Genomic DNA, 13,401 nt, shown 5'->3' with positions numbered 1-13,401 from the left:
GCCTGGCGCGCCCGCTTCCTGGACACCGGAATCGAGGTCATCGAGGCCTTCGGGTTGTAATACCCAGCGGCGGACAAGAAAGCGCTCAAGCGGCTGGTGCAACAAGCGCAGGCGACGCACCGCCATTACGGCACGCCACGCCGATGGTTGCGTTACCTGCGCGCCCTGGACGATGCGCGCGGTATCCCATGGCGCGACTCACGACTGCGTGCCGCCCACCGTCAGCCCTTCGATCAGCAGCGACGGTTGCCCCACGCCCACCGGTACGCTCTGCCCGTCCTTGCCGCACACGCCCACGCCCTCGTCCAGGGCCAGGTCGTGGCCGATCATGCGCACCTTCTGCATGGTTTCCGGGCCGTTGCCGATCAGGGTCGCGCCCTTGACCGGCGCGGTGATCCTGCCGTCTTCGATCAGGTAGGCCTCGGTGGCCGAGAACACGTACTTGCCGCTGGTGATGTCGACCTGGCCGCCGCCGAAATTGACCGCGTACAGGCCCTTTTTGACCGAACGGATCATCTCTTCCGGGTCGTGCTGACCGGCGAGCATGTAGGTATTGGTCATGCGCGGCATCGGCAGATGGGCGAATGATTCGCGGCGGCCGTTGCCGGTCGGCGCCATGCCCATCAGGCGCGCGTTGAGGGTGTCCTGCATGTAACCGACCAGCACGCCGTCCTCGATCAGGGTCGTGCAGTTGGTCGGCGTGCCTTCGTCGTCGATGTTGAGCGAGCCGCGCCGACCCGGCAGGGTGCCGTCGTCGACGATGGTCACGCCGGGCGAGGCCACGCGCTGGCCCATGCGGCCGGCGTAGGTCGAGGTGCCCTTGCGGTTGAAGTCGCCTTCCAGGCCGTGGCCGACCGCTTCGTGCAGCAGCACGCCCGGCCAACCGCTGCCCAGCACCACCGGCATCACCCCGGCCGGCGCGTCGATCGCCTCCAGGTTCACCAGCGCCTGGCGCAGCGCTTCGCGCGCCAGCGCCTCGGGCTTGCCGCCGGCGAACAGCTCGGCGTAGCCGTAGCGTCCGCCGCCGCCGGCGTAGCCGCTTTCGCGGCGGCCGTTATGTTCGACCAACACTTGCACGTTCAAGCGCACCAGCGGACGCACGTCGGCAGCGAGCACGCCGTCGCTGCGCGCGACCAGAATGGTGTCGACGCCACCGGACAGGCTGACGGTGACCTGCTGCACTCGCGGGTCGGCGGCGCGCACCAGCTGATCCAGCCGACGCAACTGCTCGACCTTGTCTTCGTTGCCGATGCCGTCGATCGGATCCTCGGCCGGATACAGCGAACGGCTGCCGCCACGCACCAGCGCGCGCGCGCTGTGCGCGGCGCCGTCGCGGGCGATCGCGCGCGCGGATTTGGACGCCGCCAGCAAGGCGTCGCCGTTGATTTCGTCGGAATAGGCGAAGCCGGTCTTCTCGCCGCTGATCGCGCGCACGCCCACGCCCTGCTCGATCGAATGCGAACCGTCCTTGACGATGCCGTCCTCGACCGTCCAGCTCTCGCGGCGGCCGTGCTGGAAATACAGATCGCCGAAATCCACGCCCGGCCCGAGCAGGGTGCCGAAGGTGCGTTCCAGGCCGCTGGCGTCCAGACCGGCGGGCAGCAGCAGACGGGTTTCGGCGAGTTGCAGGGGCAGCGTCATGGGGGATCCGGGGGCGGCGAAAGGGACATGCTAACCAACCGACGCCGGCGTGGCCTGGGCGGCGGCCGGGCGGTTGGGGCTAGTAAGAAGATGGAGCCTGGGCGGCACGGCTTCAACCGTGGGTTTCTACCGCGGCGGGGCGTGTCGCTCCGCGCTTGCGGGCGGCTTTGCCACGCAAAGCGGCAATGGGCCGTGATCGTGCGTGGGCCGCCTAACCCGCGGGAGGCGCCTCGCGCCCGGCATTGCGGGTCTGCTCGCGGGTCATCACCTCGACCTTGGGCTCCTTCCAGGGGCCGGTCACCCGGTAGGTCTTGGCGCCGATCTGGCTCAGCGGCTTCTGCAGCACGGTGCCGGCGGCCGCGCCGATCGCCGCGCCGACCGGGCCGGCCGCGATCGCGCCCACCGCGGTCAGCAGGTTGCCGGTCTTGGGCCGGACCTCGATGGTCTGGTCGTAGCTCTGCGCGCGCAGGTTGGTGGAGCCGCGGATGTTCACGGTCGCGGCCGGGCCGTCCATGACCAGATCGTCGCTGCGCGCGCTGCCGGCGCCGATCGCGATATGCCCGCCGACCCGGTTGAAAGCGAAGCCCTTGGAGAACAGGTCGCGGAAATCCAGGCCCAACCGCCGCGGCAACTGGGCGATGCTGAGCAGGCCGATCACACGCCCGGTGCCGGGTTCGACCTCGAGCAAGCGCCCGTCGCGCACGTCCAAGCTCAGGCCGCCGTCCAGCGAGCCCAGCGCGAACGCGGCCGGGCTGCCGGGCCAACCGGCATCGAAACGGATCTTGGCCTTGCCGCCGGCGACCAGGCCGCCGAAGCCGAAGCCGGTGAGCAGCGCGCCGGTGTCGCCGCTGTCGATGTTCATGGTCAGGCGCGTGCGCGCGGCCGCGCCGCGGCCGTTCCAGTCGCCGCTGAGGTCGATGGCCTGCTTGTCGCCACGGGTCTGGATCTGCTCCAGGCGCATGCCGGTCGCGGTCGGACGGGTGCGCACGCGCGCGCTGCCCATGCGCGCATCGCCCAGGCGCAGGTCGGCGATGTCGATGGTCAGCGGCGGCACCTTGGCCGGATCGAAGCCGTTGTCCACGGCGCCGGCGGCCGGCGCCGGATTCGCCGGCGCCGCGGTCAGCGCGCTCATCGCGTTGGCGTTGCCGGAGGCCGACGCGGCCGGCGCACGCCAGTACACGCGCTCGAACTTGCCAGCCAGCGGCGCGGCCGGATCGGCCGGCGCCAGCACCGCCCCCTCCAGCGACGGGCCTTCGACGCGCACCGCGGTGGCGCCGCGCGGGGCCGGCGCCACCACCAGGCGCGTGTCGGCGAACACGCCGCCCAGCAGTTGCAGCTTCTGCGCAGTGACGTCGATGCGCTGCAAGGGCAGGCCCTCGCCTTCGCCCTGCTTGCCGCCTTCGGCGAACGCGAGCCATTCGATCGCGTCCAGGTTGCCGGTGCGGCCGCTCGCGATCAGGCCGTGCGCGGGCGGCGCTTCGTCCACGCGGGTGGCGCCCAGGGCGACGCGCACGCCGGTGCGGCCATCGACGGTGCGCGCGCGCAGCGCCATCACGTTGCCGAACCCGACCCGGATGTCGCCGCTGCCCACCGGCAAGGGCGTTTCCACCGTGGTCGCCAGGCTGCCCGCGGCCGGCTTGCGCAACGGCGCCGGCAGCTCCAGCGCGGTACCGACCAGGTTGGAATGCAATTGCAGCAGGGTCGGCGAGGCGACGCCGGCCTGCGCCATCGGAATGGCGATACCGATGGTCCAGTTGGAGCGCCCGTCCAGATAGGGCTTGAGCCAGCCCAGTTCCGGCGCGCGTTCGATCAGCGACTGCGCGCCGACGCTGGCATCGAGCCCGGCTTCGAAGACGTTGCCGCGATCGCGCACGTAGTCGCCCGCGCGCAGCGAGAGCTTGCCGGGCTGGCCTTCGTGACGCACCGACAGATCGTTGGCGCCGAAGCCGCCGCGTGCGTACTCGGCGCGGCCGCGCACTTCGTCGAAGGCGAGTTTCCAGCGCGCATCGGCAAGCTTGGCCCCGCCCAGATCGACCGAGCCCGAAATCGCGGTGACGCTGCCCGGCTTGAGCGGCAGCTTCATGTCGAACGCGACCTGGGCCGGGCCGCTGGCGCTGAGATTGGCGAAGGTGTCGGCGTGCTGCTTCTGTAGCGGACTCTGGCGCAGCAGGGTCAGCAATTGCGCGGCGTCGGACGCGGCCTGCGCCTGCACGTTAAGCGCGCCGTCCTTGTAGTGATCGATGCCGGCGTGGATTTTCTGGATGCCGACGCCGGCGAGCTTGCCGACGCCATCGACGCTGAAGCCGTCGGCGATGAACGCCACGTCCGCGTCCAGGCCTTCGGCCGCCGGCCATTCGGGCTGGAACTTGACCACCGCCTGGTGCAGTTTCGCGGTCGCCTCGAAACGGCCGTTGCGGTCGCGGAACGGCCAGTCGTCGAGATCGCCGGACACGATCGCGTGACCGTTGCGCACGCTGCCGCCGATCAGGGCCGAGTCCAGCCAGCGCACCAGGTTCGGCGACATGCTGTGGCGGACCCAGAAACCCTTGGCCACCGGCACCGCGGCTTCGTCCAGGTCGGCGGCGATGTCGATCCACGGCCGCGTGCCGTCGCCCTGCCACCACATGCCCCCGCGCGCGCGCGCGCCGAAACCCTCGCCCTTGATCGTCAGCGCGTGCGTGCCGATGCGCCAGCCCGCGCCTTCGCGCCAACCGGCGACCGTGCCGTCCAGGCTCACGGTGTGGGCCACGCCGAAACCCGACGGCCAGTCGAAGCGCATCGGCGAGGCCTGGTCCAGGCGCAGGCTGAAACCGTCGGCGTCGCCTTCGATATCGCCCGACAGACCGCTCAGGCCCGGCGCGGTGCCGACCGCGGCGAAGCCGAGGCCGTCGATGCGCGCGCTCGCGCGCAGCGGACCGTCGCGACGGCCGGACAGCGAGATGCGCTGCAGCGACAGCTGCGGCCGAGTCTGGTGCAACCAGCGGCGCAGGCCGGCGGGCACGCGGTCGCTGAGCGCGGCGGCCTGCAACAAGGGGCCGGCGTCGATGCGATCGGCGAGCAGGGCGTAACGCCGACCGCCGGCGATCGCCAGGCCGTCCAGCACCTGTTGTTTGGCGCCGCCGCCGATGCGCAGACGCGGCGCGTCGAAGCGCCAACCGCCCTCGTCCAGGCGCCAGCGCGCGCGTGTCTCGACGCTGTCGAAACGGATCCGCGGCACCGCGTCGTCGCCATCGCCCAGCGGCGCGCCGCGCAAGGCGAGCCGTTCCAGCGCGGCGTCGACGGTGACCATGGCGACGCGGTGGCCGCGCAGTTCGGCCCAGGCCTCGGCGCGGCCCTGCCCGCTCTCGGCGCCGATGCCGGCGACCTGCAGCAGCGCCGCCCAGGCGCTGAGATCGGCGCGGCGCGCGCCGGCATAGGCGCGGCCGTCGCCGCGCTTGCGGTCGAAATCCAGGGCCGCGTCCAAGGGCGACGCCGGCGCGCCGGCGACGCCGACGCTGGGCCAGGCGCGCAGGCCCGCGCGCACGCGGTCGCCGTCCACGCGCAGGCGCAGATTGATCTTGGGAATGCGCGCGTCCACGCCGAGCTTAGGCGCGATCACCGCCAGCTTGCCGTCGATCACCTGCAATTCTCCCAGGCCTTCCAGCGCGGCCAGCGGATCCTTGCTCGGCTGCTCCTGTCCAGGCAGGCCGCGCACCTTCCAGCGTCCGTCGTCGGCGCGCTCCAGGGTCAGGTCCAGGCCGTGCAGGCGCAGCTCCGAGAACGAATGGCCCGGCAGCAGGCCGGCGTAGATCGACACCAGCATTTCGGTATCGCCGACCACGAAGGCCTGCGCGCCCTCGCCGACCCGCAATCCGTCCAGACGCAGCAGCGGACCGCGCCGCGTCCATTGGGTCTCGACCCGATCGAACGCGACCGGCCGTCCGGCGCGCTGACTCAACCACGCCGCGATCTGGTCCGGATTGCGCTCCGCCATCGGCAGAATCTGACTGGCCACGCCCAGCAACACCGCCAGCAACACCAACAGCACCGCGCCCGTATAGGCCACGCTACGGCGGGCGAAACGCAAACGGCGGCGCAGCGGGGTGGGCATTAGCGTCGCGCTCCGCGCGCCGCCGGGATTCGGGATACGAGATTCGGGATTCGGCAAGACCAAGGCCGGAATCCGCTCAAACGAATCCCGAATCCCGAATCCCAAATCCCGGCTTTAAAGCAACACAACATCGAACTGCTCCTGCGCGTACTGGTCGTCCGGCTGGAACCGGATCGACTTGCCCAGGAATTCCTCGAGTTCGGCCACCGCCGCCGACTCTTCGTCGGTGATGCGCGCGACCACTTTCGGCGAGGCGATCACCAGCAGCCGCGGGGCGTCGAACTGACGGACCTGGCGCACGATGTCGCGGAAGATTTCGTAGGTCACCGTCTCCGGCGTCTTCAGCGTGCCGCGGCCGCCGCACTCGTGGCAGGGCTCGCTGAGCTGGCGCTCCAGACTTTCGGTGGTGCGCTTGCGCGTCATCTCGACCAGACCCAGCGGCGAGAATTCGTAGACCGTGGTCTTGGCGTGATCGCGCGCTAGCGACTTCTCGAGCTGGCGCAGCACCTGGCGCTTGTGCTCGGCATCGGTCATGTCGATGAAGTCGATGATGATGATGCCGCCGAGGTTGCGCAGGCGCAGCTGTCGGGCCACCGACTGCGCCGCTTCCAGATTGGTCCGGTAAACGGTCTCCTCCAGATTGCGTTGCCCCAGGAAGGAACCGGTGTTGATGTCGACCGTGGTCATGGCCTCGGTCTGGTCGATCACCAGGTAGCCGCCGGATTTCAGCGGCACCTGCTTGTCCAGGGCGCGCTGGATCTCGTCCTCGACCCCGTACAGGTCGAAGATCGGACGCGCGCCGGTGTAATGCTCGATCTTCTCGTCCAGGCCCGGCATGTACTGGGCCGCGAACACGCGCAGGCGCTCGCAGGTCTCGCGCGAATCGACCTTGACCTTCTCGACGTCGCGCCGCATCAGGTCGCGCACCGCGCGTAGCGGCAGGCTCAGGTCCTCGTACACGCGCTCGCCCACGCGCGAGCTGCGCGATTTCTCGGAGATCAGCGCCCAGGCCCGGCCCAGGTAGGCCACGTCCTCGGCCAGGGCCTCGGCGGGCTGGCTTTCGGCATTGGTGCGCACGATATAGCCATGGTTCTCGCCGGCCGGCGCCAGCGCGGTCACGTGCGCCTTCAGGCGTTGGCGCTCGGCCTCGTCCTCGATGCGCGCCGACACCCCGACCACGCGCGTGCGCGGCAGCAGCACCAGGTAGCGCGAGGGAATGCTGAGCTGGGTGGTCAGGCGCGCGCCCTTGCTGCCGATCGGGTCCTTGACCACCTGCACGATGATTTCCTGGCCCTCGCGCAGCAGCTCGGCGATCGGCCGGGTCGGAGTGGGCGGCAACGGGGCCTGGTCGCCCTCGCCTTCGCTGACCTGGGTGGGCTTGACGATGTCGGCCGCGTGCAGGAACGCGGCGCGCTCCAGGCCGATCTCGACGAAGGCCGCCTGCATGCCCGGCATCACCCGCTGGACCTTGCCCTTGTAAATATTGCCGACCACGCCGCGCCGCCAGCCGCGCTCGATGTGCAGCTCCTGCAACATGCCGTTTTCGACCACCGCGACTCGGGTTTCGCGCGGGGTGACGTTGACGAGTATTTCTTCGGTCATGGCGTGGAAGGCGCTCTGCGGGTCGTCAACGGTGGAGGGAAGGCAGCGCGGCGGCCGACGCGCGGGTCACGCATCGAGTCCGGCCTCGCGCAGCAGGCGCACGGTTTCGTGCAGGGGCAGGCCCATCACGCCGGAATAGCTGCCCGACAAACGGGTCACGAAGGCCTCGGCCCGGCCCTGGATGGCGTAGGCGCCAGCCTTGCCCCGCCATTCGTCGCTGGCGATGTAGGCGGCGATGCGCGCCTCGTCCAGGGCCTCGAATTCGACGTCCGACACCGATACGGTCTGCGACTCGCGCGCCGGCGAGACCAGCGACACCGCCGAGATCACCCGGTGGCTGCGCCCCGACAGCCGGCGCAGCATGGCCGCGGCATCGTCGCCGTCGCGCGGCTTGCCGAACACTTCGTCGTCCAGCACCACCTCGGTGTCGGCGCCCAGCACCAGCGCGCTCGGGTTGGCGACCACGGTCAGCAGACCGGCGCCGGCCTTCTCGCGCGCGACCCGGCGCACGTAGTCCTCGGCGGGCTCGCCGGGCTGGCGATGCTCCGGGATATCGAGGTCCAGCACCCCGAACGGCAGGCCCAGGCGGCTTAGCAATTCGTGGCGTCGTGGCGATTTGGAGGCGAGATAGAGCATCCTGCGAAGCATAACCCGCGCTGACTGAGCGCCGCCCCACGCGGGTTACAGCAACCCCGCCGTGGATCACGATTCGTTCACTGGATCGGCAACACCCTAGTTCCCATCTCAACAGGAGTTGAATATGTCGTCCTCGCCAAGCCGGCACCACGCCTCGCCGTCCCGTTTCGCCCTGCGCCCCCTGGTGCTGGCCGCCACCCTCGCCTTCGGAGCCGTCACCGCCATGTCCGCCACCGCCCAGACCGCCCCGGCCTATGTGGCCAGCGACGGCACGCTGCTCTCGGTTTCGGCCCAGTCCGAGGTCAAGCGCGTCCCCGACATCGCCGTGATCTCGACCGGTGTGGTCACCCAGGCCGCCGACGCCAACAGCGCCATGCGCGCCAACGCCGAGCAGATGGCCAAGGTCGTGGCCGCGATCAAGGCCGCCGGCATCGCCGACCGCGATATCCAGACCAGCGGCGTGAACCTCAACCCGCAGTACCGCTACGCCGAGAACCAGCCGCCGGTGATCACCGGTTACCAGGCCAGCAACACGGTCAATCTGACCGTGCGCGACATCGCCAAGCTCGGCAAGATCCTCGACGCCCTGGTCGCCACCGGCGCCAACCAGATCAACGGACCGACCTTCGACATCGACGACAAGGTCAAGGCCGTGGCCTACGACGAGGCCCGTCGCGGCGCGGTCGAAAAGGCGCAGGCGCGCGCCGAGATGTACGCCAAGACCCTGGGGCTGAAGGTGCGCCGCATCGTCAGCATCAGCGAGGGCGGCGGTTTTCAGCCGCCGGTGCCGATGATGGCCATGCGCATGGAGAAGGCCGGCGCCGCCGCCGACACCTCGATCTCGCCAGGCGAAAGCGCGTTGTCGGTCAATCTGGATGTGGTGTTCGAGCTGGGCAAGTGAGCGCCATGACCGCCCCCGACCCGCGCAAGCCCGCGCCCGGTTACCCGGAGCCGCAGCCGCGCAACCCGGACGACGCGCGCCAGCCGCACCCCAAGCGGCCGCCGAACCCGGACGAGGGCGGTCTGGACCGAGAACCGGTGACCGAGCCCGATCCGTCCAAGGATTGAGCAAGCCGCTTTGTCGTACCGAAGGCCCGCGCAAGCGGGCCTTCGGCTGTGTGGGGCTTGCAAAAAAAGGGGCGCCGCGCGTGCGTCCCCTCCGCGTCGTCCGCGTCTGGATAGGCGGGCACGACGGCGCCTCACGCGCGGGCCAGCGCCCCGCCCGGCCGGCCTCGTGGCCGCCCCGAAAAAAATTTCGTCGCGCTTAACCCCACCCGCAATTCCGGTCCGTTTCGATTCGTGCAGACCACTCCAGGAGAGCTTCCATGGCGCACGCGATCGAACACCCCGACCGTCAACTGGACCCCAGCCGCATCATCGGCACCGCGGGCGCGGTCGCCGTCAATGCAGTGCTGCTGATGCTGCTGCTTGTGCCGATGTCGGCGCCGCAGTTTTCCGAAGCTCCTGATGTGATCGTCCCCGACGTGATCTGGCGCGACAAGCCCAAGCCGATCGTTCCGCCGCCGACGGTGGTCGAACGCGAGATCCGCAAGGAGACCAAGCCCAACCCGACGATCGTGCCCAAGCCGATGGTGGAAACGCCGCCGCAGCCTGTGGTCGACCCGATCGAAAGCGACAGCGTCTATGTGCCTGAAGCCCCGCCGCAGCCGGAGGTGTTTGCGCGCAACGATATCGGCCGCGGCGAGGTCCTCACTGGCGTGACCTTGCAGGTGGTCAACAACCCGCCGCCGACCTATCCCGGCGAGGCGGTGCGCAATCAACTCACCGGCACGGTGATGCTGGAGATCCTGGTCGGCATCGACGGCAAGCCGATCGAGGTGACCGTGGTCAAGAGCAGCGGCCACCGCGTGCTCGACCAGGCCGCCAAGCGCGTGGTGCTGTCGCGCTGGACCTTCCAGCCGGCGATGGAAGGCGGCCAGCCGGTGCAGGCACGCGGCCGGGTGCCGATCGAATTTACCCTGGAACGTTAAGTCCTTTGGCGAGGGGCGGCCCGGGCCGGTATGGCCGGGCCGTTTTTTTTGCGCAGGCTGGGAGAAGCAAATCTCCCCCGGCCCCTCTTTGCAAAGAGGGGAGACCAGCAAAGGCAACACCCGCCACAGCGAAAACGCCGCAGTTATCCCCCCCTTTGAAAAAGGGGGGTTAGGGGGGATTTGCTTTTGCTCTGCCCTCCCAAAAAGCGAACAGCAAATCTCCCCCGGCCCCTCTTTACAAAGAGGGGAGACCAGCAGAGGCCAGACCCGTCACAGCGAAAACGCCGCTGTAATCCCCCCCTTTGAAAAAGGGGGGTTAGGGGGGATTTGCTTTTGCTCTGCCCTCCCAAAAAGCGAAAAGCAAATCTCCCCCGGCCCCTCTTTACAAAGAGGGGAGACAAGCAGAGGCCAGACCCGTCACAGCGAAAACGCCGCTGTAATCCCCCCTTTGAAAAAGGGGGGGTAGGGGGGATTTGCTTTTGCTCTGCCCTCCCAAAAAGCGAAAAGCAAATCTCCCCCGGCCCCTCTTTACTAAAGAGGGGAGACAAGCAAAGCGCGGCGACGAGCAGATAGGGGGGACGAGAAATGAGCGCGCAGCGCCAACAGCCAAGCCCACGCTCAAGCGCGGTGATACGGGTGATTAGCCAGCAGCGCCGCTGCGCGATACAACTGCTCGGCTGCGACCAATCGCACCAGCATATGCGGCAGCGTGAGCGGGCCCAGCGACCATTGCTCGTCCGCGCGCGCCAACACGTCCGGCGCGTGGCCTTCGGGGCCGCCGATCAGGAACGCGAGATCGCGCCCCTGTCCGCGCCAATGCTCCAGGCGCTGCGCCATCTGCTCCGAGGTCCACAGCCGCCCGCGCCCTTCCAACGCGACCACGCAGGCGTTCTTGGGCAAGGCCGCGATCACGCGCGCGCCTTCGTCGGCGGTCGCGCGCGCGGCGTCGCGCCCTTTGCCGCGCAGGCCGGGTTCGATTTCGACCAGTTCCAGCGGCAGCCAATGCGACAGCCGCTTCTGGTACTCGCCGAAACCCTCGGCGACCCAGCGCGGCGCGCGTTCGCCGACGGCGATCAGTTTCGCTTTCATCGCCACATGGTAGCGGTCCGCGACGCAGGCACGGACTAAAGGCCGTCTGCGTCGCATTCAGACGCGATGTCGCCGAGGTGTCATCGAACGGTTACCGCGCCGACCTAGCGTGCAGGCTCCCCCAGCCAGCAGGAGCCGCACCGTGGATGCTTTCGATCCCTCCCGCCGCCAGGTCCTCAAGGGCAGCGCCGCCGCGATGGCGATCGGCGCGATGGGCACGCTAGGCGCGCTGTACTCGCGCCAGGCGCTCGCCGCCCAAGACCCGACCCGACTTGCCCCCGTCCCCAGCCGCTACGGCCCGCTCGCCCCGGTGGCCGACCGCAGTACCGGCCTGCCGCTGCTGCAGCTGCCGCGCGGCTTTAGCTACCGCTCCTTCGGTTGGAGCGGCGATCGCATGGATGACGGCCAGCCCTGCCCCGACCGCCACGACGGCATGGCCGTGGTCGGCGTGCGTCCCGGCCGACGTCGTCCGCACGGTCTGGGCGCCGAGCGCTTCCGTCCGCACGGCCCCGAGTACGTGCTGATCCGCAATCACGAGCGCGGCGCGGCCAGTCCGATCCAGGCCCCGGGCATGTACGACACCGGCGACCTCGGCGGCGGCCAGCATGCCGGCGGCGGCACCACCACCCTGAGCTACCGCAACGGCGAATGGGGCAGCCTGGAACCCAGCCTGGGCGGCACCCTGGTCAACTGCGCGGGCGGTCCGACCCCGTGGGGCACCTGGCTGAGCTGCGAGGAGATCAAGAGCGACGCGGTCTCCAGCACCGGCCGCAAGCACGGCTACGTGTTCGAGGTGGATCCGCGCAGCGAGCGCACCAGCGGCCGGCCCCTGATCAGCCTGGGCCGTTTCAGCCACGAGGCGGTCGCGATCGATCCGCGCACCGGCATCGTTTATCTCACCGAGGACGACCGCAACAAGGCCGGCCTGTATCGCTTCCTTCCCAACGACCGCGCCGGCCGCTACGGCTCGCTGGAGCACGGCGGCCGCCTGCAGGCCGCGCGCGTGCGCGGGCGCCGCAACGCCGATCTCACCGTCGCCAGCATCGGCACCGAGTACGCGCTGGAGTGGGTCGATATCCCGGATCCGGATCTGGACTCGATCGCCGCTCCGGCCGGCTATCCCGACATCTCCGCCGGCGACACCTTGAGCGGCACCTTCGCCCAGGCCTGGAGCGAAGGCGCGCTGCGCATGAGCCGCGGCGAAGGCATCTGGTACAGCTACGGCAAGCTGTTCATCGTCGACACCAGCACCGGCGTCGACGCCCAGGGCCGCAAGGGCCGCGGCAACGGCGCGGTGTGGGTGCTGGACCTCGCCAGTCAACGCCTGCGCGCGCTGTTCGTGAGCGGCAACCAACTCGCCGCGCACAACCCCGACAACGTCAGCGTGAGCGCGCGCGGCGGCGTGATCCTGTGCGAGGACGGTGGCGAAAGCCCCGACGAATACGGCCCGGGCGCGCGCCTGATCGGCCTGACCCGCGCCGGCGAATCCTTCTATTTCGCCAAGAACAACGTCGCCCTGACCTCGCAACAGATCGCCGACGCCGGTAAGACGGTGCCCGAAGGCGACTACCGCGACACCGAGTTCTGCGGCGCCTGCTGGGATCCGTTCGCGCGCACCTTGTTCGTGAACATGCAGACGCCAGGAATCACGGTGGCGATCACGGGGCCTTGGGAGCGCGGGCCGTTGTAGGGCTGCGAAGCGAAAGCAAATCCCCCCTAGCTCCCACTTTTTCAAAGGGGGGAACAGACGCCCCAGATTGTCTTCCCCTTTGCAAAGAGGCGCGCGCTCCTGCTTGTCTTCCCCCTTTGAAAAAGGGGGATTGAGGGGGATTTGCTTTTGACCCACGACCCAAACGAAAACGGCGCCCGAGGGCGCCGTTTTCCGCAGCGAACAAGCGACGGCTTACAGCCGGTCTTCCTCGTCCGTCTCCAATTCGTCGTCGTAGCTGGGCGGCTGGTCGCCGACCGTCCACAGGCGCTCCAGCGCATAGAACTCGCGCACGCGCGGCAGCATCACGTGCACGACCACGTCGCCCAGGTCGACCAGCACCCATTCGGCCTCGCGCTCGCCTTCCACGCCCAAGGGCATGACGTCGAGGTTCTTGGCGAACTTGACCACTTCGTCGGCGATCGACTTGACGTGGCGGGTCGACGTGCCCGAGGCGACGACCATGTAGTCGGTGACGCTGCTCTTGCCGCGCACATCGATCTCGACGACGTCCTTGGCTTTGAGTTCCTCGACCGCGGCGCGCACCGTGCTCAATAGCGCGTCGGTGGACGGGGGCGGGGTCGGCATGCGGGTCTTGATGACGTGGGCTTGGCTGGTCAAGGAAAGGACTCTGGGGGCTCGAG

10 protein-coding genes are annotated in these 13,401 nt (G+C 69.3%); 4 read left to right on the top strand and 6 right to left on the bottom strand.

What is annotated here, in order from left to right:
* Positions 1–198: 198 nt before the first annotated feature.
* The 4 genes from tldD to ASE35_RS17710 form a co-directional block, all read right to left on the bottom strand.
* Positions 199–1,641, bottom strand: a complete 1,443-nt coding sequence (tldD, locus tag ASE35_RS17725; protein WP_057164659.1) for a metalloprotease TldD — start codon at positions 1,639–1,641, stop codon at positions 199–201.
* A gap of 211 nt (positions 1,642–1,852) precedes the next feature.
* Positions 1,853–5,731 (bottom strand): YhdP family protein, encoded by a 3,879-nt coding sequence (locus ASE35_RS17720; RefSeq protein ID WP_057164658.1) that lies wholly within the window; start codon positions 5,729–5,731, stop codon positions 1,853–1,855.
* A gap of 114 nt (positions 5,732–5,845) precedes the next feature.
* Positions 5,846–7,333 carry a ribonuclease G gene (gene rng / locus ASE35_RS17715; protein WP_056176183.1) on the bottom strand — a complete coding sequence of 496 codons (1,488 nt, stop codon included), beginning with the start codon at positions 7,331–7,333 and terminating at the stop codon, positions 5,846–5,848.
* A 66-nt stretch (positions 7,334–7,399) separates the two neighbouring features.
* Positions 7,400–7,969 carry a Maf family protein gene (locus ASE35_RS17710; RefSeq protein ID WP_056176186.1) on the bottom strand — a complete coding sequence of 190 codons (570 nt, stop codon included), beginning with the start codon at positions 7,967–7,969 and terminating at the stop codon, positions 7,400–7,402.
* Positions 7,970–8,093: 124 nt separating this feature from the next.
* Between ASE35_RS17710 and ASE35_RS17705 the strand changes: the two genes are divergently transcribed.
* The 3 genes from ASE35_RS17705 to ASE35_RS17700 all read left to right on the top strand — a co-directional run bounded on the left by ASE35_RS17705 (position 8,094) and on the right by ASE35_RS17700 (position 9,960).
* Positions 8,094–8,870 (top strand): SIMPL domain-containing protein, encoded by a 777-nt coding sequence (locus ASE35_RS17705; RefSeq protein WP_057159879.1) that lies wholly within the window; start codon positions 8,094–8,096, stop codon positions 8,868–8,870.
* A 5-nt stretch (positions 8,871–8,875) separates the two neighbouring features.
* A complete protein-coding gene (locus ASE35_RS21380) occupies positions 8,876–9,037 on the top strand; it encodes a hypothetical protein (RefSeq protein ID WP_157489549.1) in 162 nt (53 codons plus the stop codon).
* A 257-nt stretch (positions 9,038–9,294) separates the two neighbouring features.
* Entirely contained in the window at positions 9,295–9,960 is a 666-nt protein-coding gene (locus ASE35_RS17700) for an energy transducer TonB (protein WP_056176192.1), read from the top strand.
* 618 nt (positions 9,961–10,578) lie between these two features.
* Here ASE35_RS17700 and rlmH read toward each other — a convergent pair.
* Positions 10,579–11,049 carry a 23S rRNA (pseudouridine(1915)-N(3))-methyltransferase RlmH gene (gene rlmH, locus ASE35_RS17695; RefSeq protein WP_056176196.1) on the bottom strand — a complete coding sequence of 157 codons (471 nt, stop codon included), beginning with the start codon at positions 11,047–11,049 and terminating at the stop codon, positions 10,579–10,581.
* Positions 11,050–11,191: 142 nt separating this feature from the next.
* On the opposite strand from rlmH, the gene ASE35_RS17690 reads away from it, so the two are divergent.
* Positions 11,192–12,739, top strand: coding sequence for an alkaline phosphatase PhoX (locus ASE35_RS17690; protein WP_157489548.1), 1,548 nt, complete (start codon positions 11,192–11,194; stop codon positions 12,737–12,739).
* Between the two features lie 213 nt (positions 12,740–12,952).
* On the opposite strand, the gene rsfS is transcribed toward ASE35_RS17690, so the two are convergent.
* Positions 12,953–13,378, bottom strand: coding sequence for a ribosome silencing factor (rsfS, locus tag ASE35_RS17685; RefSeq protein WP_056176203.1), 426 nt, complete (start codon positions 13,376–13,378; stop codon positions 12,953–12,955).
* Between the last annotated feature and the right edge of the window lie 23 nt (positions 13,379–13,401).

The sequence above is a fragment of the Lysobacter sp. Root916 genome (genome assembly GCF_001429785.1).
Lineage (GTDB): Bacteria > Pseudomonadota > Gammaproteobacteria > Xanthomonadales > Xanthomonadaceae > Lysobacter.
Note: the sequence above shows the minus strand (reverse complement) of the source record. Positions and strands in the feature narration are given on the sequence as shown.

Excerpts from the sequence above, each read along its gene's own strand:
- tldD (WP_057164659.1), bottom strand. The coding sequence starts at position 1,641 with ATGACGCTGCCCCTGCAACTCGCCGAAACCCGTCTGCTGCTGCCCGCC.
- ASE35_RS17720 (WP_057164658.1), bottom strand. The coding sequence starts at position 5,731 with ATGCCCACCCCGCTGCGCCGCCGTTTGCGTTTCGCCCGCCGTAGCGTG.
- rng (WP_056176183.1), bottom strand. The coding sequence starts at position 7,333 with ATGACCGAAGAAATACTCGTCAACGTCACCCCGCGCGAAACCCGAGTC.
- ASE35_RS17710 (WP_056176186.1), bottom strand. The coding sequence starts at position 7,969 with ATGCTCTATCTCGCCTCCAAATCGCCACGACGCCACGAATTGCTAAGC.
- ASE35_RS17705 (WP_057159879.1), top strand. The coding sequence starts at position 8,094 with ATGTCGTCCTCGCCAAGCCGGCACCACGCCTCGCCGTCCCGTTTCGCC.
- ASE35_RS21380 (WP_157489549.1), top strand. The coding sequence starts at position 8,876 with ATGACCGCCCCCGACCCGCGCAAGCCCGCGCCCGGTTACCCGGAGCCG.
- ASE35_RS17700 (WP_056176192.1), top strand. The coding sequence starts at position 9,295 with ATGGCGCACGCGATCGAACACCCCGACCGTCAACTGGACCCCAGCCGC.
- rlmH (WP_056176196.1), bottom strand. The coding sequence starts at position 11,049 with ATGAAAGCGAAACTGATCGCCGTCGGCGAACGCGCGCCGCGCTGGGTC.